Source organism: Cellulomonas soli (genome assembly GCF_013409305.1).
Lineage (GTDB): Bacteria > Actinomycetota > Actinomycetes > Actinomycetales > Cellulomonadaceae > Cellulomonas > Cellulomonas soli.
This window is the reverse complement of record NZ_JACBZJ010000001.1, coordinates 1285238-1304714: the sequence shown is the minus strand read 5'-3', so window position 1 is coordinate 1304714 and position 19477 is coordinate 1285238. Positions and strand designations below refer to the sequence as shown.

Here is a 19477-nt window from a genome sequence, read left to right as displayed (position 1 = left end):
GGCATCCTGGACGCCCGACATCGGGTGGGCATACGTTCGCCTGCGTGCCGCCGACGGCCGAGGCCGCCGGGCTGCCGAGCGAGCTCGTCCCGACGGAGGCCTGACTTGTCCACCACGCGTACCTGGTCCGACCGGCTCGCCGAGCCGCCGATCCCCGTCGCACAGCTCGTGCGCGCGCTCGAGGCCGGCGAGCCGCCCTTCCCCCCGCGCGAGGACGACGTCAGCACCGCCGCGCTCGTGCGACTTCGCCCCCGGCTGGGAGCCGTCGAGGTGCGGGACATCCCCGTGCGCGGGCCGCGCGGCCCGGTCCCCGCACGCCTCTACGTCCCGGCGGGGCGAGACGCCGAGGTCGCGGTGCCCGACCTCGTGTGGTTCCACGGCGGTGCGTTCCTGTCCGGGGACCTCGACATGCCCGAGTCGCACTGGGTGGCGCTCGAGCTCGCCGCCCGCGGTCACGTCGTGCTCACGGGCGACTACGTCAAGGCGTACGGCGGGGCGCGCCTGCCGGAGCCGGTCGACGACGCGCTCGCGGTGTGGCGCTGGGCGGTCGACCGCGCGGGCGAGGCAGGAGCCCCGGCGCCGCATCTGGGTGGTGCCAGCGCCGGTGCCGCGCTCGTGGGGCTGACCGCGCTCCGGCTGCGGGACGGTGCCGGTCCGGCGCCTCGGTCTCTCCTGCTGGTCTACCCGACGATGCACCGGCGCCTGCCCGAGATCTCCGCCGAGCTGCGCGCCGCGCTCGAGGCGATGCCGCCGACCGAGATGGCCTTCACGCCCGAGAGCGTCGAGCTGCTGAACGGCTACCTCGCCCCGGACGTGCCCCTGGCGGACGCGTTCGCCGGCGAGGCGGACCTGACCGGGCTGCCGCCGAGCCTCGTGCTGAACGTCGAGTGGGACTCGCTGCGTGCGTCGGGGGAGCGGTTCGCCCGGCAGCTGGCCGACGCGGGCGTCCCCGTCGTTCGGGTCACGGAGGAAGGCGCAGTGCACGGCCACCTCGACCGCCCCGGCGATCCCACGGCCCTGGCGAGCCTCGAACGCATGTCCGCGTGGCTGTCGCCGGACGGCGGAGTGCATCCAACCGTGTGAGTCGCGCATGCCGAGGTCACGGCCGTGCGACGATCGATCGGTGATCTCTGCGCAGCGGGTCCTGCCGGCAGTTCTGCTCCTCGCTCTGCTCAGCGGGTGCGGAGGCGGGTCCGACGACGGCTTCGAGCCGTCGCCCGCGGCGAGTGCTGCGACGTCCACCTCTCCCTCGGCGAGCGTGGTCGCGGAGCCGTCCGGCGACCCGCTCCCGCAGGAGCCCGCCCGTGACCTCGCCGAGTTCCGCTCGGAGTCGGTGCAGTGCGTGGTGCACGACACCTCGGTCGAGTGCCAGCTCCAGGAGCAGCCGGCGTACGAGGTGCCCGCGGAGCTGTTGGAGTACGGCCCGCCCTGCACCGACGTGTGGCTCGAGGCCACCGAGACGGAGGGCACGCTGGGCTGCCCCGGTGACGTCCTCAGCGAGACGGTGCCCAACTCCGAGCTGCTGCCCGTGGGAGCGGTGGTCTCGCGGAACGGGTTCACCTGCACGCTCATCGAGGGTGGCGCCCGGTGCACGAACGAGGTCGGCGGGCTGATCGAGATCACCGCGGAGGCGTACCGCCTGACGAGCTGACCGGGTCTCGCGGGTCGAGCGCGACACGCCCCCGGGGTCGACCGGCGCGGGTCAGAGGTCGAGGTCGGTGTAGAACCGCAGCTGGGCCCGTGTCGCCCCGACCAGGTCGACCTCGTCGGGGGCGAGCAGCCAGTGCTGGTTGAGCCCGTCGCGCATGCTGGCGATCTGCACGGCCGCGGTCTCGATGCTCACGCCGTGCCCGGTGAAGTGCCCGCGCCGTTCCAGGTCGAGCAACGCGGTGAGCACCGACGCTCGCGCCTGGTGGTACCACTGCGTGAAGTAGCCGTGCGCGGGGTGCGTGGGGGAGAGCGCCTCCGCGGCGATCGTGCAGTAGAGCCGCAGGTCGTCGGGCGCCTGCGCGTCTCGCTCCGCGAGGGCGACGAGGCTGCGCAGGAACACCTCGCCGTCGCCGGTCTCGAGGGGGAACTCGGCGACGGCCCGCTCGAGCCGGCGGTCGAGCACGGCCTCGAGCAGCGCGGCCTTGTCCGGGAAGTGGTGCAGCACGCCGGTGTGCGACATGCCGACGCGGGCGGCGACGTCGCGGATCGAGGTGCCGTTGAAGCCGGACTCGTTGAACGCGGCGACGGCGGCGTCGAGGATCTGCTCGCGCCGCTCGTGGGTGGCCTGGGCCTGGCGGCTGATCCTGCGCCGCACTGCGACGTCGTCCGTGAGCGGCATGGTCCTCGTCCCCGTGTGTCCCGACTGCCGCCACCCTACGGGTCGCGCGCTGCCGGCCGGCGTCCCCTGCTCACCGGGGCGCCGGCCGGCGGCGGTCAGCGGACCTGGCGGATCGGCACGATGAGGATCGCGCCGAGGATCCCGGCCACCGCGCCGGCGAAGAACAGCGATCCGAAGTTCTGCGGCACGGCGGCGGTGGTGCCGATGGCCAGCAGCGCGGGGGCGACAGCGGGGACCAGGATCGAGGGCAGCGACATGCCCAGGTTCATGATGCCGAGGTCCTTGGCGGGGTTGTTCGGGTCGGGCAGCACCTGCGTGATGAGGGCGAAGTCGACCGCGAAGTAGACGCCCTGGCCGACGCCGAGCACGGCCATGGCGACGAGGAACGCGGTGTAGTCGGAGGCGACCGCGACCAGCGCGAGCCCGCCGGCGAAGATCAGGGCGGAGACGATCACGAAGGGCTTGCGCCGCCCGACCTTGTCCGACAGGCGTCCCATGGCCGTGGCGAAGACCAGGGAGACGGCGGCGAGCACGAGCGTGGAGACGAACACCTTGCCGGCCACCTCGGCGGGGTCGACGTGCAGCGCCATGATCAGGTAGATCGCCTGGTAGGCGTTGACCGCGGCGACGGAGCAGAACACGAAGAACCGGCTGCCGAAGGCGAGCGCGAACGAGGGGTACCGGCGCGGGCTGACCCAGAACGTGCCGCGGATCTCGGCGAGGTCGAGCGCGGGTCGGTGCGCCCGGTCGAGCCGGTCGTCGTCGAGCACGGCGGCGAACACGACGAGGCAGAGCACGGCGAGCCCGGCGGGCAGCAGGATCATCGCCGCGAGCGAGCCCGAGACCAGGCTCGCCAGGAAGAGCCCGACGACCGCGCCGACGGTGCCGGCGACGCCGAAGAGCGCCGAGGCGGGTCCCCGGCGCTCGGGCGCGAGCTGGTCGGGGATCGTCGCGCCGAGGGCGGCGGCCGCGGACGTCTGCCCGAGGGTCATGACGACCCAGCCGACCGTGAGGACCAGGGTCGAGGCGGCCGCGAGGACGATCAGCGCGCCGACGGCGAGGAGCAGGGCGCCGAGCAGCAGGTAGGGACGTCGGCGGCCGAACCGCGAGGTGGTCCGGTCGCTCATCCGCCCGAAGGCGGGGTGGCCGATCAAGGCGAACACGCCGGCGACGCCGCTGGCGATCGAGACGATCGTGGTGGCCGTGCCGGCGTCGATCGCGGCGGCCTGCAGGGGGAGCGTGAGGATCCCGACGGAGAGCAGCGCGCCCATCATGGCGACGTTCGCGGCCCCGAGGCCGACGAGGAAGCCTGCGCCGGGATTGCGGAACGCGGGCGGTGCGGCGGGCTGCGCGGCGATCGCGGCGTCGATCGTGATGGCCGGTGGGGCGGCCGGCGGGGCGGAGGCGGGGGCCGCGGCGGTGGGCGCGGCAGGGGAGGTGGTCATGACGAGCGCCTTTGCTGTCGGAGGACTCGACCGTTGAGTCCCTGGGTCGGACCGTAGCAGGACGCCGACCAGTTGTTAAGTGATACGTTTCCAATCGGTAGGTACCGCACCCGTCGAAGGAGACGCCGGACATGTCCCCCAGCAGCGCCACCCTCACGAGCGCCCCGCCGCACGGCTCGCGGCGCGAACCGCACGGGCTGCCGCGCGACCCGCAGCGCGACGGGCACGCCGACCGCCTGCGCGAGGCGCTGCGCGACGCCCGCTGGATCGCCCCGGCCGAACCGCACCCGCTGCCCGCCGGTGAGCGACCCGCCATGCTGCTGCGCCGCACGTTCGCCGTGCCGCCCCACGGGGGCACCGGACCCGTGCTCGTGCACGCCACCGCGCACGGCGTCTACGAGCTGTTCCTCAACGGCGTGCGCGTCGGCGACGAGGAGCTGACCCCCGGCTTCACCGCCTACCGCAAGCGCCTGCAGGTGCAGACCTGGGACATCACCGACCTGCTGCACGAGGGCGACAACACGATCGCCGCGCTGCTCTCCGACGGGTGGTTCCGCGGGCGGCACGGGTTCGAGCGCCGACCCGACGGGTTCGGCGACCGGACGGTGCTCCTCGCCGCTGTCGTCGCCTCCGACGCCGAGGGAACGAGATCGCCCCGCACCCTCGTCGCGACCGACGACGCCTGGACGTCCCGCACCAGCCACATCACGCGCGCCGACCTCATGGACGGCCAGACGACCGACCTGCGCCGGCACGACCCCGCCTGGTACCGCGGCGCGGGGTCGCCGGTCGGCTGGCTCCCGGTCGAGCCGCTCGACGCCGACGGCGACAGCACCGGCGGCTGCTCCACCGACCTGATCGCCGATCGCGCCCGGCTCGTGCCCGCCGAGGGGCCGCCCGTCCGCAGGATCGAGGAGCTCGCGCCGGCGGCCGTGCGCGAGGCGCGCCCGGGCAGCGTCCTCGTCGACTTCGGGCAGAACCTCAACGGCTGGGTACGGCTGACCGCCCTCGGCCCCGCAGGCACCCGGCTGACCCTCACGCACGGCGAGCACCTCGACCCCGACGGCCTGCTCACGACCGACCACCTGCGGGCGTTCGTGTTCTCCACCGGGCAGACCCTGCCCGCCGGCCAGGTCGACGAGGTCGTCTCCGCCGGGCGCGACGGCGACGTGTTCGAACCCCGGCACACCACGCACGGCTTCCGCTACGTGCAGGTCGACGGCCTGCCGAGCGCTGTCGGCGCCGAGCAGGTCCGCGCCGGCATCCGGGCCGTCGTCGTGCACTCCGACCTGGCACCGGTCGGCACGTTCGCGTGCAGCGACCCCCGGCTCGAGGCGCTGCACGAGGCGGTCCGCTGGAGCCTGCGCGGCAACGTGTGCGCCGTGCCCACCGACTGCCCGCAGCGCGAGCGTTCAGGGTTCACCGGCGACTGGCAGGTGTTCGTCGCCACCGCCGCGCTGCTCTACGACGTCAAGGAGTTCTCCGAGCGCTGGCTGCGCGACCTTGCCGCGGACCAGTGGGCGGACGGGCGCGTCCCCACGGTCGTCCCCAACCCGGCGGGCGACCGACCCTCGGGCGTGGTGTTCGAGGACGCCGCCGCCGGGTCGGCGGGCTGGGGCGACGCCGCGGTGATCGTGCCCTGGGAGCTGTGGCGGGCGTACGGGGACCTCGACGCACTGCGGGAGCAGCTGCCCGCGATGTGCCGCTGGGTCGACCACGCCGCCGCGCGCGCGGCCGGGGCCCGGCATCCGGACCGGACGGCCCGACGACCGGTGCCCGCCGCGCACGAGCACGCGCTGCTCGACACGGGCTTCCACTTCGGCGAGTGGCTCGAGCCCGGTGTCCCGCCGCGACCCGACCCGGTCGCCGACCACGGCATCGTCGCGACCGCGTACCTGCACCGCTCGGCGCACCTGCTGGCCCGCACGGGCGCCCTGCTCGGGCTGCCCGACGTCGAGCAGCGGTACGCGGCGCTCGCCGACGCTGCCCGGGACGCCTGGCAGCGCGAGTACGTGGGCGTCGACGGGCGCCTGACCGAGGAGTCCCAGGCGCACTACGTGCGGGCCCTCGCGTTCGACCTGCTGCCACCCGCGCAGCGAACGGCCGCCGCCGCGCGGCTCGTCGAGCTGATCGCCGAGCGGGGCGGCACGCTCGGCACCGGCTTCCTGTCCACCGGCATGCTCCTGCCGGTGCTCGCCGACCACGGGCACGCCGAGATCGCCTACGACCTGCTGACCAGCGAGGACGCACCCTCCTGGCTCGGCATGCTGGCCGCGGGCGCGACCACCGTCTGGGAGTGGTGGGACGGCGTCGACGTTGACGGGAACGCCCGCGGGTCGCTCAACCATTACAGCAAGGGCGCGGTCGCCTCGTTCCTGTACACCCACGTCGCAGGCATCCGCCTGGTCGACGAGCCGACCCCCGGCGAGGCGGCCTACCGGCGGGTCCGGATCGCCCCGGTCCCGGATGCTCGTCTGACCTGGGCGAGGGCGAGCCTCGCGACTCCCCGTGGACCGGTGCGCACCGCCTGGTCGGTCGAGGAGGGTCTGTTCACGATCGACGTGGCGTTCCCCGAGGGCACGGTCGGCGACGTCGAGCTCCCCGACGGTCGACACCGACGCCTGGGGGCCGGCGCGTACCGGCTCACCTGCCCGTGGCCCGCGCGTCCGGAGGCGCCGGGCGCCTGACGGTCTCGGCCCGCTCGGCCCGCGCCCGCGGCCACGGCAGGGCACGATCGACGCATGGTGCCCACGTCCCTCCTCGGCGGTGTCCGGCAGCGGGCCGGTGACGCCCTGTTCGCGCGGGTGGCCGGCCCTGACGGCGTGGCGGCCAGGGAGCGGATCCACGGCACGCCGGGCCCGCGCTGGTTCTCGCCGGGATCGCCGGTGCGCGAGGTGCACGGGGACGCGTCGATGTTCGTCGGCGGGCTGCGGGCGTTGCTGCTGCAGGCCCTGCACCCGGCGGCGATGGCGGGCGTGGCCGGCCACTCGGGGTATCGCAGCGACCCGTGGGGACGCCTGGCGCGGACGAGCACGTTCCTCGCGGTGACGGCGTTCGGCACGGCCGACGACGCGCAGGCGGCGGTCGACCGGGTGCGCGCGATCCACGAGCGGGTGCGCGGCACGTCGCCCGAGGGGGTGCGCTACCGGGCGAGCGACCCGCACCTGCTGCGTTGGGTGCACGTCGCGGAGGTGGACAGCTTCGTGGCGGCGCACCGCGCGGTGGGGGCGCACCCGCTGACGCCTGCCGGCTACGACGAGTACGTGGCGCAGCTGGCGACGGTCGCCGAGCGGCTGGGGGTGGTCGACCCGCCGCGTACGGAGGCGGAGCTGGCTGCGCAGCTCGACGCCTACCGTCCGGAGCTGGCGGTGTCGCCGGCGGCGCGGGACACGATCGGGTTCCTGCTGCACCAGCCGCCGGTGCCGTGGACGTTGCGGGTGCCGTACGCGGGGTTGACGGGGTGTGCGGTCGCGACGTTGCCGCCGTGGGCGCGCGAGCTGGTCGCGCCGGGGTCGTCGCCGGTGCGGCGGGCGGTCGCGCGGCCTGCCGGTCGGCTGGTCACCGGGCTGATCCGTTGGTCGCTCGCCAGGACGCCGGACGCACCGGAGGGGTAGCCCTTCCCAGGCTGACGCCCGGCGAGTAATGTGCAACCACATGGTTGTAGATGAGCTGGACCAGGACGGCGTCGACCGCCTCTTCGCGGCGCTGGCCGACCGCACCCGACGCGACATCGTCACCCGGGTGCTGGTGCGCGAGGAGTCCGTGTCGGCGCTCGCCGAGCGCTACGACATGAGCTTCGCCGCGGTCCAGAAGCACGTCGCCGTGCTCGAGCGCGCGTCGCTCGTCACCAAGCGACGCCACGGCCGCGAGCGCCTCGTCCGCGGCGACGTCGGCACGATCCGGACCGCCGCACGGCTGCTCGAGGAGTACGAGCAGGTCTGGCGGGGACGGATCGACCGCCTCGGCGACCTGCTCGCCGAGCCTCACAGCCCACCGCACACGCCAGGAGACGCACCATGACCGTGCTCCGCAGCGCCACCGACCCCGAGGCGCTCACCTTCAGCATCACCTCCGAGTTCACCGCGACCCCCGAACGCATCTGGCAGCTGTGGTCCGACCCGCGCCAGCTCGAGCAGTGGTGGGGTCCGCCGGACTGGCCGGCCACGTTCGTCGACCACGACTTCGTGCCCGGCGGCGAGGCCCGGTACTACATGACCGGACCCGACGGCGAGAAGGCCCACGGCTGGTGGTCGTTCGTCACGATCGACCCGCACCGCGCGATCGTCTTCGACGACGGGTTCGCCGACGACTCCGGCGCCCCCGACCGGGAGATGCCCACCATGCGCGGTCACATGGAGCTGCAGCCCGACGGCGACGTGACCCGCATGGTCATCACCACGCGGTTCGCGTCCGCCGAGCAGCTCGAGCAGGTCGTCGGCATGGGCATGGTCGAGGGCATGACCGGTGCCCTGGGGCAGATCGACGCGATCCTCGCCGCCCAGCCCTGAACGGCGGTCCGGGCGCCCGCGCGGGCGGGCCCCGGGAACGCGCTCAGACCGCGGGAATGCCGGCCGCGACGGCCTCGAGCACGGCGTCGCGTGCCGACCCCTGCGCGCCCAGCACGGTCGCGATCTTCAGCTTGCCGAGCATGTGCACCATCGGCGGGCCCATGTGACCGGCCACGACGATGCCGACGCCGCGCTCGCGGACGAACCGTGCGACGCGCGCGTGGTGAGACCCCTCGGTGCCCTCGTCGTGCGCGAGGTCCCACCGGACGTCGACCTCGTCCCACGCCGTGATCTCGCCGCCCTGCACCTCGGCGAGCGCGACGCGTGCGGCGCGGCCCCAGCCGTGGCCGACCAGGCCGTCGTTCGTGACAGGGATGCAGACGATCATGGGTGCTCCTCCTCGGGGGCGTCACCGACGCCGGGTCCATCCTGCGCAGGCCGACGGGTCGGCCACCCGTGCCCATGGTCCCGGCCGGCCGCGCGCGACCGTCCTCGCCTGCGACGACGACGTCCACCTGCTGCGACGTTCACCTGGACGCAACGGGCCGGTCCTAGCATCGCCGCGTGACACGCCCCGACAAGCACCGGCCCGAGTCCCTCGCCTTCGGCACCCGGGCGGTGCACGCGGGCAACGCGATCGACGGCGGGTCAGGCGCGATCCGCACGCCGATCGTCATGGCCAACTCCTACGCGCTGCCGCAGGACCCGGCCTCGATCAGCTGGTCGGACGTCGACACCCCGCTGTACACGCGCAACTCCGGGGCGAACCAGAAGGGCCTGCAGGCCAAGCTGGCCGCGCTGGAGGGCGGTGAGGACGCCGTGGTGCTCGCCTCGGGGGTGGCCGCGATCCACGCCGTGATCTTCGGGTACCTGCGCAGCGGCGACCACGTCGTCGTCGCCGACGTCACCTACGAGGCCACCTGGCGGCTGTACACCGAGCTGCTGCCCGACCGGTACGGCATCGAGGCGACGTTCGTGGACGCCTCGGACGTCGAGGCCGTGCGTGCGGCGATGCGCCCGACCACCCGGCTCGTGCACGTCGAGGCGATCGCCAACCCGACCACCAAGGTCACCGACGTGGCGGCCGTGGCGCAGGTCGCGCACGACGGCGGCGCGCTGCTGGTGGTCGACTCCACGTTCACGCCGCCGCCGCTGTACCGCCCGCTGGCCGACGGCGCCGACCTGGTGATCCACTCGCTGACCAAGTACGTCAACGGGCACGGCGACGCCATGGGCGGGGCGGTCATCGGCACGACCGCGCTGGTCCGACCGCTCAAGGCCGACGCGCAGGTGGACGTCGGCGGGGTCATCTCGCCGTTCAACGCCTGGCTCATCCAGCGCGGGTCGGTGACCCTGCCGCTGCGCCTGCGGCAGCACCTGGCCTCGGCGCAGCGCGTCGCGGAGTTCCTGGACGCCGACCCGCGCGTGGCCTACGTGGCCTACCCGGGCCTGCCCTCGCACCCGCAGCACGAGGTCGCCACCCGGCAGTTCGGCGGCCGCGGCTACGGCGCGATGATCGCCTTCGCGGTCGACGGCGACCCGGACACCCAGAACCGGTTCGTGGCCGCGCTGCGGGTCATCACCTCGGCCGTCTCCCTCGGGCACGACGAGTCGCTGATCGTGCACGTCGGCGCGGACGGCCCGCGCGTGGCCACCTACCCCGAGGAGTTCCGACGGTGGGGGCACCTGCGCCTGTCGATCGGGCTCGAGGACGTCGAGGACCTGCTGGCCGACCTGGGTGCCGCACTCGATGAGGTGCTGGGCCAGCTCGGCGGCTGACGGCAGCCGTAGGCTCGGCCGGTGCCCCGACGTCATGTCCGGCTGCGGCCGGCGCCGCTGCCCGCCGTCCCCGGTGCTGAACCGCCCGCCGAGGTCTCGGTCCAGACCGTCGACCGCGCCGTGCGCACCGGCCTGGCGGCCGTCCGGGCCGAGCTGCAGGTCCCCGACGCCTTCCCGCCGCAGGTCGTGGCCGCGGCGCGCTCGGCAGCACCGCAGGTACCGTCCGGGACGGCCGATGCCACGCACGTGCCGTTCGTGACGATCGACCCCGCCGGCTCGATGGACCTGGACCAGGCCCTGCACATCGAGCGGCGCGGCGGACCGGGCGGCGGGTTCCGCGTGCACTACGCGATCGCCGACGTCGCCGCCTGGGTGCCCGCGGGCGGCCCGGTCGACACCGAGGCACGGCGTCGGGTCGTGACCCTGTACGCACCGGACGGGCGCACGCCCCTGCACCCGCCCGAGCTGTCGGAGGCCGCGGCGAGCCTGCTGCCCGACGGTGAGCGGCCGGCGCTGTGGTGGCAGCTCGACCTGGACGGCGACGGGCAGCTGACCCGGTTCGACGTGCGCCGGGCGACCGTGCGCAGCCGCGCCCGCCTCACCTACGAGCAGGTCGAGCACGCGCTCGACACGGGCACGGCCGACGACGTCCTCGTCCTGCTGCGCGAGGTCGGTCTGCTGCGTGAGCAGGTCGAACGCGAGCGCGGTGGCCTGACCCTGCCGATGCCCGAGCAGGAGGCCGGCCGCGAGGACGGGCACTGGGCGCTGACGAGCCGTCGCACGCTGCCCGTCGAGGGCTGGAACGCGCAGGTCTCGCTGCTGACCGGCATGGCGGCCGCCTCGCTCATGCTCGACGGCGGCATCGGCGTGCTGCGCACCCTGCCCGCCGCCGACCCGCGTGACGTGGCCCGTCTGCGCCGGACCGCGCAGGCGCTCGGCGTGCCGTGGCCCGAGGGCGCCGGGCACGCCGAGGTGGTCTCGGGGCTCGACTCCTCCGACCCGGCGCAGGCGGCGCTGCTCACCGAGGCGGCGACCCTGATGCGCGGTGCGGCCTACGTCGCGTTCGACGGGCAGCGCCCGGCGTACGTCGAGCACGCCGCGATCGCGGCGCCGTACGCGCACACCACGGCCCCGCTGCGTCGGCTGGTCGACCGGTTCGTCGGCGAGACGTGCCTGGCCCTGTGCGCCGACGTGCCCGTGCCCGAGTGGGTGCGTGCCGCGCTGCCCGACCTGCCGTCCCGGATGGCGTCGGGTGACGCGCACGCCTCGGCCTACGAGCGTGCGTGCCTGGACCTGGTGGAGGCCGCCCTGCTCGCCGGTCGGACCGGGGAGGTCTTCGACGCGGTCGTCGTCGACGTGCGCGAGGACCGGGCCGCCGGGGTCGTCCAGCTGCGGGACCCCGCCGTGCGTGCCCGTGTCGGAGGGGAGGGGCTGCCGCTCGGCGAGGCCGTCCGTGTCCGCCTGACCGACGTCTCCGTGACGGGGCGCACGGTCCGCTTCACCCTGGAGCGCTGACCGGCGCCCGCCGGGGCAGCCGCAGGTCGAGCGCCGTCGCGGCGAGCGAGCCGACCGCGTACGCGAGCAGGTCGGTCGCGACGAACGTCGTGCCCAGCAGGTACCGCGCGGGCGGGAACGCATCGACCACCGCGGCCGGCCCTCCGGTCAGCTGCGCGAGCTCGACGAGCGCGCAGAGGCCGAAGGCCGTCGACGTCAGCACCAGGGTCCGGGTCCGAGGTGCGAGCAGGGCGAGGACGAGCCAGACCGCCACGGCGTACAGCCCGTCCCCGGCCGAGTCGCCCACGGCGCCGGCGGATGCCGGGAGACGTGTCGTCGCGACCCCGGCGACGAGCGTCAGCGCGAGGGCGGCCAGCAGCGGGCCGCGGCTGCGGGGCGCGGCACGCACGGCACTGACGGCTGCGAGGTCGGGCAGGTCGGGCATCGGATCGGCACCTCCTGCCCCGACGCTAGGGGTCGGCCCCGCGGTCCGTGCCAGCTCGGCGGGGACGTCGTGCGTGGGCTGCGTGCAGACCCGGTGCTCACGCCCGCGCGAAGCCCATGCCTGCCGTCGGGACTGCCGTCGAGATTGCCGTCAGGAGGCGAGCAGCGCCGCCACGTCCTCCGGGTACGGGAACGACCCCGGCTGGTACCCGCACAGCGGGTCGGACGCGTACGGGTCGCCTGTCGTCGCGTAGGCGCGCGAACGCGATCCGCCGCAGACCCGGGAGAACTCGCACTCGCCGCACCGACCCTGCAGCTGCGAGGAGTCCCGCAGGCCGGTGAACAGCTCGGACGTGCGGTAGATCTCCGGCAGCGGGGTGTCGTGCACGTCGCCGGCGCCGACGGGCAGGAACCCGCTGGGGTGCACCGTGCCGACGTGCGAGACGAACACGAACCCGTACCCGGCGTTCACGTTGACCGGGGGGCGCCGGTTGCGCACGCCCTCACCCCAGCCGAACGCGGCGGTCCGCTCGGTGAGCTCGGCGTACAGGTCGCCCAGGCCGAGCACCTTCACGTGGTCCTCGCCGCGTGCCTCGAGCACCGCACGCTGCAGGTTGACGCGGCGGAAGTGGTGCCCCTCGGTGGTCTTGACCGGCAGGTACGGGCCCAGGTCGTACAGGTAGTTCATGACGTCCTCGGCCTCGGCCGGGGACAGCGTGCCCAGGTCGACGCCGCGGCCCATGGGCACGAGCATGAACGCGCTCCAGGTCATGGCGCCGCGCTCGCGGAGCATGGCGGCCAGGTCGGGCAGCTCGTGCACGGTGCGGCTCGACATCGTGCTGTTGACCTGCACCTTGAGGCCCAGCGACCGGGCCTCCTCCCACGCGGCGACGGTGCGGTCGAACGTGCCTGGCACGCGGCGGAACCCGTCGTGCGTCTCGGCGGTGGCCCCGTCGAGCGACAGCGACATGGCCGTGACGCCCGCCTCCTGCAGCCCGATGAGCGACTCCCGGTTGAGCTTGGCGGTGCCCGACGGCGACACGGCGACCGACAGGCCCAGCGCCCGTCCGCGGCGGACCAGCTCGAACAGGTCGGGGCGCTCGAACGGGTCGCCGCCGGTGATGATGAAGATCGGCGAGGGCTTGCCGAACGAGGCGACCTGCGCCATGAGCTCGGTGGCCTGCTCGGTGTCGAGCTCGCGCGGGTGCCGCGCGGGGTGCGCCTCGGCGCGGCAGTGCACGCAGGACAGCGCGCAGGCGCGCGTGGACTCCCAGATGACCAGCAGGGGCCGGTCGGCGGGGTCGTGGCGGACGGTTCGGACGACGGGGTGCGCGCTGCGCTGCGACATGGCCGGATGCTCCCACCGGTCGAACGCGCTGACCTGGGACGTTGGCCCGACGTGGGGTCCTGCCCGGGGGTCACCGGGCGTTCGGACGGTCCTAGGGTGGACGCTCGTGGAAGGCATGCACTTCGAGCGGATGGCAGAGGACTACGCGGCGGCCCGGCCGCCGTACCCCGAGGCGCTCTTCGAGGAGCTCACCCGGGCCGGTGTCCTGGGTGCGGGTGTGCGGGTGCTCGAGGTCGGTGCGGGAGCAGGCCTGGCGACGGCGGCGCTCGTCGCGGCGGGATGCGAGGTGACGGCCGTGGAACCGGGCCGGCGGCTCGCGACGCTCCTCTCGCAGTCCGTGCCCGGCGCCACGGTGGTGAACTCCCGGCTGGAGGATGTCGAGCTGCCGGGCGCGTCGATCGACTCGGCGGTCGCCGCGACGTCGATGCACTGGGTCGACCTGGCTGTCGGCCTTCCGCTGCTGCACGGGCTCCTGCGGCCCGGGGGTCGGTTGGCCGTCTGGCGGATGGTCTTCGGCGACCCGTCGGTCCGCTCCCCGTTCCGCGAGCTCGTCGACGAGGTGGTCGCCAGGCGCCCGGCGGGCCGGGGCCCGGCGCCGCGAGGCGACCTGCGCCCCACGATGGACGAGCTGGCCGCGGGCGGCTGGTTCGAGCCCCTCGGCACGACGTGGTGGCGGTGGACGGCGGAGCTCTCCTCGGAGCGGGTGCGACGGCTGTTCGCCACGTTCAGCGACTGGTCGCCCGAGGAGGTCGAGGCCGCCGCGCAGGCCGCCGACACCTGCGGCGGAACGGTCACCGAGCACTTCGGCACGGTGCTGCACCTGCTCCGCGCGGCCCCGAGGGCGTCGGCGGTGTCCTGACGCTCCCGGTGGGACGGGCTGCGCGGCCCGCGCCCGCCGGCGTCAGACCGTGGGCGCGAGAGTCAGCACGTGCTCCCGGACGAGGCGCCGCAGCACCTTGCCGACCTGCGAGCGCGGCAGCTCGGTGACGATGACGAGCTGTTTGGGCAGGGCGTACCGGGCGAGCCGCTGCTCGCACCAGGCGCGCACGGCGTCGAGGTCGACGGGCTTCGCGCCGGGTGCCATGACGACGGCGGCGACGACCTTCTCGCCGAGGTCCCCGCCGGGGATGCCGACGACGGCGACGTCCTGGACGCCGGGCATGCCGCGCAGGTGGTTCTCGACCTGCGAGGGGTACACCTTGAAGCCGCCGGTGACGATCATCTCCTTGATGCGGTCGACGAGGACGACGTACCCGTCGACGATCGTGACGATGTCGCCGGTGCGCAGCCACCCGCCGGGCAGCAGCTGCTCGGCGGTCTCCTCGGGGCGACCCCAGTAGCCCTGGAACACCTGGGGGCCGTGGATGAGCAGCTCGCCGCGCTCACCGGGTGCGGCGTCGACGTCCGGGTCCTCGGGGTCGACGATGCGGATGTCGGTGCCGGGGAACGGCAGGCCGAGCGCACCGGGTCGGCGGTCCGGGCCGAGCGGGTTGCCGAGCGCGACGGGCGAGGTCTCGGTCATGCCGTAGCCCTCGACGACGAGCCCCTGGGTGGCCTGCTCCCAACGGGCGGCCGTCTTGGCGGGCAGCGCCATCGCCCCGGAGATCGCGTAGGTGAACGAGGTGAGGTCGGCCCCGGCGTTCTCGGCCGCGGTGACGAGGCGGTCGAGCATGGGCGGCACGGCGGGCAGGAAGGTGCCCGGTCGACGCCGCTGGGCGGCGAGCACGAGCGCCGGGTCGAAGTTGGGGAACGCGACGAGCGTCGCGCCGACCCGCATCGTGTAGCTGAGGCACAGGGTGAGGCCGAACGCGTGGAAGAACGGCAGCACGCCGTAGACGACCTCGGTACCGGGGACGGCCGCGGTCCACAGGTGGCCCTGCACGGCGTTGGCGACGAGGTTGTGGTGCGTGAGGATCGCGCCCTTGGGGGTGCCGGTGGTGCCGCCGGTGTACTGCAGGGCGGCGACGTCCGTGGGCGCCGGTGCCGGGTGCGCGGGGTCGATCGGCGCGGTCCGGCCGACGAGCTCGTGCCACAGCGGCACGTCGGCGGGCACGGGCCCGCGCATGGCGGCGCGGGTGCGTCGGGCCTTGGCGACGGGCAGCCGCAGCGCGAACCGGGCGGCCCACGGCAGGTCGGCGCTGAGGTCGACGGCGACGACGGTGCGCACGGAGGTCTGGGACTGCCCGGCGAGCAGCGCGGGGACGGTCTTCTCCCAGACGATCGCGGCGGTGGCGCCCGAGTCGGCGAGCTGGTGGGCGAGCTCGTCGCACGTGTAGGTCGGGTTGTGCTCGACGACGACGGCGCCGATGCGCAGCACGGCGTAGAACGCGACGACGTGCGCGGTGCAGTTCGGCAGGGCGAGGGCGACGCGGTCGCCGGCCTGCACGCCGAGGTCGAGCAGCGCCTGCGCGCCGCGGGCGACCTTGTCGGCGAGCTGCCGGTACGTGGTGGTGCCGCCGAGGAAGTCGACGGCCACCCGGTCGGGCCAGGTCTGCGCGGAGTGCTCGAGCGCTGCGGTGAGCGGCTCGTCCGGCACGGTGAGCTCGCGCGGGACTCCGGCGGGGTAGACGAGCGGCAGTGCGGGTCGGTCCGTGGCCATGATCCGACACTAACCTACGGCACCGTAAGTTACTACTCCGTAGGTTGTTGTGATCTCACTGTGAACGCCGTCCGTGCGCGAGCACAGCGGCCGTCGGCAGGTGCAGCATCCCGTCGACCAGGTACGGGCGGCTCAGCCGGTCGAACTGCTCACGCATCCGCCCCTGCACCTCGGGGGTCTGCGCGAGCAGCACGGCACCGATCGTCGCGACCCCGCGCGCCGGGCCGGACCACCAGGACTCCGGGTCGACCCGGTGCACGAACCCGACCCGCTCGGCGTGCACGTCGGTCAGGCCGGCGTCCTCCAGCAGGCCCGCGAAGCCGTCCGGCGACCGCACGAAGTCCATCGCCGGCTCCAGCGGCGCCGCGCTCGCCGGACGTTCCGCCCCCGCGGCGTCGGCGACGTCCTCCCACAGGCGGTGCAGCTCGCTCATCGGGCGAGGCCAGACGGTCGCCGCCAGCCGCCCGCCGGGTCGCAGCACCCGCACCAGCTCGCGCGTCGCCGCCCGCGGGTCGCCGACCAGGTTCAGGACGAAGTTGGCCCCCACCACGTCGAACGACGCGTCGGCCAGGTCCAGGTCCGGCAGGGCGCCCTCGCGCACGTCGGCCCGGGGCGCGGCCAGGCGGGCCAGACGGCGCATGCCCTCGTCCGGGTCGACCGCCGTGACGCGCGCCCCGCGGGTGATCGCGGCCGCGGCCACCGCACCCGGCCCGGTGCCCGCGTCGAGCAGCTCGTCGCCCGCGCGCACCTCCGCGGCGTCGAGCAGCGCGGGGACCATCCGCCCGCACAGCCGGCCGAACGTCTCGGCGTACGCGTCCGCGCGTCCTGCCCATGCGGCCTGCTTGACCTGGTCGAACGTGGGCACGGCACCTCGATCGTCGCGGGCGGGTGCCCCACGACGGGGCGCCCGGTCCCTGCACCGTAGGGCCGTGCCCGGGGTCGCGGCGGGGGACCGAGGTCCGCCCCGGAGGGAGGTGCGGGCTCGTCGGTGCGTCACGAAGCCGTAACCGCGCGGCCCTGGCGGTGACGCCGGAGCCCGTTACGGTGGGCCGATGAGCGAGAGCCTGGACCCCATCACCGTCCCCGACCGCACCGTCGAGGGTTTCGTGCAGGAGTTCCTGCGCGAGCTGCACTTCGGCCAGGGCGTCGACATGTCCCGCGCGTCCACCAACGACAAGTACCTCGCGCTCGCGCGCACGGTGCGGCACCACCTGATGTCCCGCTGGATGCAGACCCTGCGCCACCAGGGGCAGGTGCAGGCCAAGTCCGTCGCCTACCTGTCCGCCGAGTTCCTGCTGGGCCGTCAGCTGGACAACGCGCTGCTCGCGGCCGACATCGACGGCATCGTCACCGAGGGTCTGACGAGCCTCGGCATCGACCTCGACGACCTGCGGCAGGCCGAGCAGGAGCCGGGCCTCGGCAACGGAGGCCTCGGGCGTCTGGCCGCATGCTTCATCGACTCGCTCGCCACGCTGTCCGTGCCGTCGATCGGTTACGGCATCCGCTACGAGTACGGCATCTTCCGCCAGACGTTCGTCGACGGCTGGCAGGTCGAGCAGCCCGACACCTGGCTCGAGCTCGGCTCGCCGTGGGAGTTCCCGCACCCCGAGGCCGCCGTGAAGGTGAACTTCGGCGGCAGCACCGAGACGTACATCGACGACGACGGCAACGCGCGCAGCCGCTGGCTGCCGGGCTGGAGCGTCATCGGCGTCCCCTACAACTACATGGTCCCCGGGTACCGCAACGGCCGCGTCAACACGCTGCGCCTGTGGTCGGCCCGCGCCGAGAAGTCGTTCGACCTGCAGATCTTCAACTCGGGCGACTACGCCGACGCCGTGCGGGCGCAGACCTTCGCCGAGAACATCTCCAAGGTCCTCTACCCCGAGGACTCCACGCCGCAGGGCAAGGAGCTGCGCCTGCAGCAGCAGTACTTCTTCGTGGCGTGCTCGCTCGCGGACTTCCTGGACAACGTGCTCCCGGGCGACTTCGACCTGACGAAGCTGCCCGACCGGATCGTGTTCCAGCTCAACGACACCCACCCGGTCATCGCGATCCCCGAGCTCATGCGGCTGCTGGTCGACGACCGCGGCTGGTCGTGGGAGGACGCGTGGGCCGTCACGCAGCAGGTGTTCGCCTACACCTGTCACACGTTGCTGCCCGAGGCGCTCGAGGTGTGGTCCGTCGACCTGCTCGGCCGGCTGCTGCCGCGGCACCTGGAGATCATCTACCGCATCAACGACGAGTTCCTCGCCCAGGTCCGCAAGGCGTACCCGGACGACGAGCTGCGCGTGCGCCGCATGTCGATCATCGCCGAGTTCCCCGAGCGGGCCGTCCGCATGGCGTTCCTCGCCACGGTCGCCGGCGCCAAGGTCAACGGGGTCGCCGAGCTGCACTCCCAGCTGCTGCGCGACAAGGTGCTGAACGACTTCTCCGCGTACTTCCCGGACAAGTTCACCAACGTCACCAACGGCGTCACGCCCCGCCGGTTCGTCCGGATGTCCAACCCGGCGCTGTCGGGGCTGATCACCGAGGCGATCGGCGAGGGCTGGGTCACCGACCTCGGGCGCCTGCGCGAGCTCGAGCCGCTGGCCGACGACGCCGAGTTCCGCCGTCGGTTCGCCGAGATCAAGCGTGGCAACAAGACCCGCCTCGTCGACCTGCTGGCCGCGCGCGACGGCATCGAGATCTCACCCGACGCGATGCTCGACGTCATGGTCAAGCGCCTGCACGAGTACAAGCGGCAGATGCTCAAGCTGCTGCACGTCATCACGCTGTACGACCGCGTGACCAGCGGCGAGCTGCCGATCGACCAGGTCACGCCCCGGACGTTCGCGTTCGGCGCCAAGGCCGCGCCCGGCTACAAGATGGCCAAGCAGATCATCGGGCTGATCAACGCGGTCGGTCGGACCATCAACACCGACCCCGCGCTCGAGAGGCGCCTGCGCGTCGCCTTCCCCGCCAACTACAACGTCACGCTCGCCGAGACGCTGGTGCCGGCCGCCGACCTGTCCGAGCAGATCTCGCTCGCCGGCAAGGAGGCCTCCGGCACGGGCAACATGAAGTTCGCCCTCAACGGCGCACTGACCATCGGCACGGACGACGGCGCGAACGTCGAGATCCGCCAGCTCGTCGGCGACGACCACTTCTTCCTGTTCGGCCTGACCGAGCCGGAGGTCGCCGACATCGTCGACGCCGGGTACCGCCCGTCCACGTACTACGCGGCCAACCCCACGCTTCGGCGTGCGCTCGACCACATCGCCCACGGCACGTTCTCCGGCGGCGACCAGCGCGTGTTCGAGCCCGTCGTGTCGAACCTGCTGCACGAGGACCGGTTCCTGGTGCTGGCCGACTTCCAGTCGTACATCGACGCGCAGGACAGGGTCGAGAAGGCCTACGCCGACCAGGACGGCTGGACGCGCTCCGCGGTGCTCAACGTGGCCCGCAGCGGGTTCTTCTCCTCCGACCGGTCCATCAAGGACTACCTCGACCGCATCTGGCACGCCGAGCCGGTCGCCCCGCCGTTCGTCTGAC

Annotated in this window: 17 protein-coding genes; 10 read left to right on the top strand and 7 right to left on the bottom strand. The window is 74.0% G+C overall.

Going from position 1 to position 19477, the window contains the following annotated elements:
* Window positions 1-105: 105 nt before the first annotated feature.
* Both BKA22_RS06025 and BKA22_RS06020 read left to right on the top strand, forming a co-directional pair.
* Window positions 106-1083, top strand: coding sequence for an alpha/beta hydrolase (locus BKA22_RS06025; protein ID WP_218866550.1), 978 nt, complete (start codon window positions 106-108; stop codon window positions 1081-1083).
* Between the two features lie 40 nt (window positions 1084-1123).
* On the top strand, window positions 1124-1651 hold the full coding sequence (locus BKA22_RS06020) for a hypothetical protein (protein ID WP_146952632.1): 528 nt from the start codon (window positions 1124-1126) through the stop codon (window positions 1649-1651).
* 51 nt (window positions 1652-1702) lie between these two features.
* Here BKA22_RS06020 and BKA22_RS06015 read toward each other — a convergent pair whose 3' ends face one another.
* On the bottom strand, window positions 1703-2329 hold the full coding sequence (locus BKA22_RS06015; protein ID WP_146952631.1) for a TetR/AcrR family transcriptional regulator: 627 nt from the start codon (window positions 2327-2329) through the stop codon (window positions 1703-1705).
* Window positions 2330-2424: 95 nt separating this feature from the next.
* Complete coding sequence (locus BKA22_RS06010; protein ID WP_146952630.1) at window positions 2425-3774, bottom strand: MFS transporter; 1350 nt, start codon at window positions 3772-3774, stop codon at window positions 2425-2427.
* A 131-nt stretch (window positions 3775-3905) separates the two neighbouring features.
* Here BKA22_RS06010 and BKA22_RS06005 point away from each other — a divergent pair, with 131 nt between their 5' ends.
* From BKA22_RS06005 to BKA22_RS05990, 4 genes are read left to right on the top strand one after another with little or no spacing between them, the layout of a single operon-like run.
* Window positions 3906-6461, top strand: a complete 2556-nt coding sequence (locus BKA22_RS06005) for an alpha-L-rhamnosidase (RefSeq protein WP_146952629.1) — start codon at window positions 3906-3908, stop codon at window positions 6459-6461.
* 54 nt (window positions 6462-6515) lie between these two features.
* Window positions 6516-7388, top strand: coding sequence for an oxygenase MpaB family protein (locus BKA22_RS06000; RefSeq protein WP_146952628.1), 873 nt, complete (start codon window positions 6516-6518; stop codon window positions 7386-7388).
* A gap of 40 nt (window positions 7389-7428) precedes the next feature.
* Complete coding sequence (locus BKA22_RS05995) at window positions 7429-7794, top strand: ArsR/SmtB family transcription factor (RefSeq protein ID WP_218866548.1); 366 nt, start codon at window positions 7429-7431, stop codon at window positions 7792-7794.
* Complete coding sequence (locus tag BKA22_RS05990; RefSeq protein ID WP_146952626.1) at window positions 7791-8282, top strand: SRPBCC family protein; 492 nt, start codon at window positions 7791-7793, stop codon at window positions 8280-8282. Before BKA22_RS05995 ends, BKA22_RS05990 begins: the two co-directional genes overlap by 4 nt.
* Window positions 8283-8325: 43 nt before the next feature.
* Here the strand turns inward: BKA22_RS05990 and BKA22_RS05985 are convergent, their stop codons facing one another.
* Window positions 8326-8670 (bottom strand): NifB/NifX family molybdenum-iron cluster-binding protein, encoded by a 345-nt coding sequence (locus BKA22_RS05985; RefSeq protein WP_146952625.1) that lies wholly within the window; start codon window positions 8668-8670, stop codon window positions 8326-8328.
* Between the two features lie 176 nt (window positions 8671-8846).
* On the opposite strand from BKA22_RS05985, the gene BKA22_RS05980 reads away from it, so the two are divergent.
* Together BKA22_RS05980 and BKA22_RS05975 are read left to right on the top strand one after the other, a co-directional pair.
* Entirely contained in the window at window positions 8847-10061 is a 1215-nt protein-coding gene (locus tag BKA22_RS05980) for a trans-sulfuration enzyme family protein (protein ID WP_146952624.1), read from the top strand.
* 21 nt (window positions 10062-10082) lie between these two features.
* Window positions 10083-11576: an RNB domain-containing ribonuclease gene (locus BKA22_RS05975; protein ID WP_307725879.1), complete on the top strand. Its 1494-nt coding sequence runs from the start codon at window positions 10083-10085 to the stop codon at window positions 11574-11576.
* Here the strand turns inward: BKA22_RS05975 and BKA22_RS05970 are convergent.
* Both BKA22_RS05970 and BKA22_RS05965 read right to left on the bottom strand, forming a co-directional pair.
* Window positions 11560-12000 carry a ribosomal maturation YjgA family protein gene (locus BKA22_RS05970; RefSeq protein ID WP_146952623.1) on the bottom strand — a complete coding sequence of 147 codons (441 nt, stop codon included), beginning with the start codon at window positions 11998-12000 and terminating at the stop codon, window positions 11560-11562. The genes BKA22_RS05975 and BKA22_RS05970 overlap by 17 nt on opposite strands.
* Window positions 12001-12150: 150 nt before the next feature.
* The gene (locus BKA22_RS05965; RefSeq protein ID WP_146952622.1) at window positions 12151-13347 is read right to left on the bottom strand and encodes a TIGR04053 family radical SAM/SPASM domain-containing protein; all 1197 of its coding nucleotides are present in this window, start codon (window positions 13345-13347) and stop codon (window positions 12151-12153) included.
* Window positions 13348-13462: 115 nt separating this feature from the next.
* Between BKA22_RS05965 and BKA22_RS05960 the strand changes: the two genes are divergently transcribed.
* Window positions 13463-14206 carry a class I SAM-dependent methyltransferase gene (locus BKA22_RS05960; RefSeq protein WP_146952682.1) on the top strand — a complete coding sequence of 248 codons (744 nt, stop codon included), beginning with the start codon at window positions 13463-13465 and terminating at the stop codon, window positions 14204-14206.
* A 42-nt stretch (window positions 14207-14248) separates the two neighbouring features.
* Here BKA22_RS05960 and BKA22_RS05955 read toward each other — a convergent pair whose 3' ends face one another.
* Window positions 14249-15946 carry an AMP-binding protein gene (locus tag BKA22_RS05955; protein ID WP_146952621.1) on the bottom strand — a complete coding sequence of 566 codons (1698 nt, stop codon included), beginning with the start codon at window positions 15944-15946 and terminating at the stop codon, window positions 14249-14251.
* A gap of 55 nt (window positions 15947-16001) precedes the next feature.
* Window positions 16002-16811 (bottom strand): class I SAM-dependent methyltransferase, encoded by an 810-nt coding sequence (locus tag BKA22_RS05950; RefSeq protein ID WP_146952620.1) that lies wholly within the window; start codon window positions 16809-16811, stop codon window positions 16002-16004.
* A 187-nt stretch (window positions 16812-16998) separates the two neighbouring features.
* Here BKA22_RS05950 and BKA22_RS05945 point away from each other — a divergent pair, with 187 nt between their 5' ends.
* Window positions 16999-19476, top strand: coding sequence for a glycogen/starch/alpha-glucan phosphorylase (locus BKA22_RS05945; protein WP_146952619.1), 2478 nt, complete (start codon window positions 16999-17001; stop codon window positions 19474-19476).
* Window position 19477 lies beyond the last annotated feature (1 nt).

Excerpts from the sequence above, each read along its gene's own strand:
- BKA22_RS06015 (WP_146952631.1), bottom strand. The coding sequence starts at position 2,329 with ATGCCGCTCACGGACGACGTCGCAGTGCGGCGCAGGATCAGCCGCCAG.
- BKA22_RS06010 (WP_146952630.1), bottom strand. The coding sequence starts at position 3,774 with ATGACCACCTCCCCTGCCGCGCCCACCGCCGCGGCCCCCGCCTCCGCC.
- BKA22_RS06005 (WP_146952629.1), top strand. The coding sequence starts at position 3,906 with ATGTCCCCCAGCAGCGCCACCCTCACGAGCGCCCCGCCGCACGGCTCG.
- BKA22_RS06000 (WP_146952628.1), top strand. The coding sequence starts at position 6,516 with ATGGTGCCCACGTCCCTCCTCGGCGGTGTCCGGCAGCGGGCCGGTGAC.
- BKA22_RS05995 (WP_218866548.1), top strand. The coding sequence starts at position 7,429 with ATGGTTGTAGATGAGCTGGACCAGGACGGCGTCGACCGCCTCTTCGCG.
- BKA22_RS05990 (WP_146952626.1), top strand. The coding sequence starts at position 7,791 with ATGACCGTGCTCCGCAGCGCCACCGACCCCGAGGCGCTCACCTTCAGC.
- BKA22_RS05985 (WP_146952625.1), bottom strand. The coding sequence starts at position 8,670 with ATGATCGTCTGCATCCCTGTCACGAACGACGGCCTGGTCGGCCACGGC.
- BKA22_RS05970 (WP_146952623.1), bottom strand. The coding sequence starts at position 12,000 with ATGCCCGACCTGCCCGACCTCGCAGCCGTCAGTGCCGTGCGTGCCGCG.
- BKA22_RS05965 (WP_146952622.1), bottom strand. The coding sequence starts at position 13,347 with ATGTCGCAGCGCAGCGCGCACCCCGTCGTCCGAACCGTCCGCCACGAC.
- BKA22_RS05960 (WP_146952682.1), top strand. The coding sequence starts at position 13,463 with ATGCACTTCGAGCGGATGGCAGAGGACTACGCGGCGGCCCGGCCGCCG.
- BKA22_RS05955 (WP_146952621.1), bottom strand. The coding sequence starts at position 15,946 with ATGGCCACGGACCGACCCGCACTGCCGCTCGTCTACCCCGCCGGAGTC.
- BKA22_RS05945 (WP_146952619.1), top strand. The coding sequence starts at position 16,999 with ATGAGCGAGAGCCTGGACCCCATCACCGTCCCCGACCGCACCGTCGAG.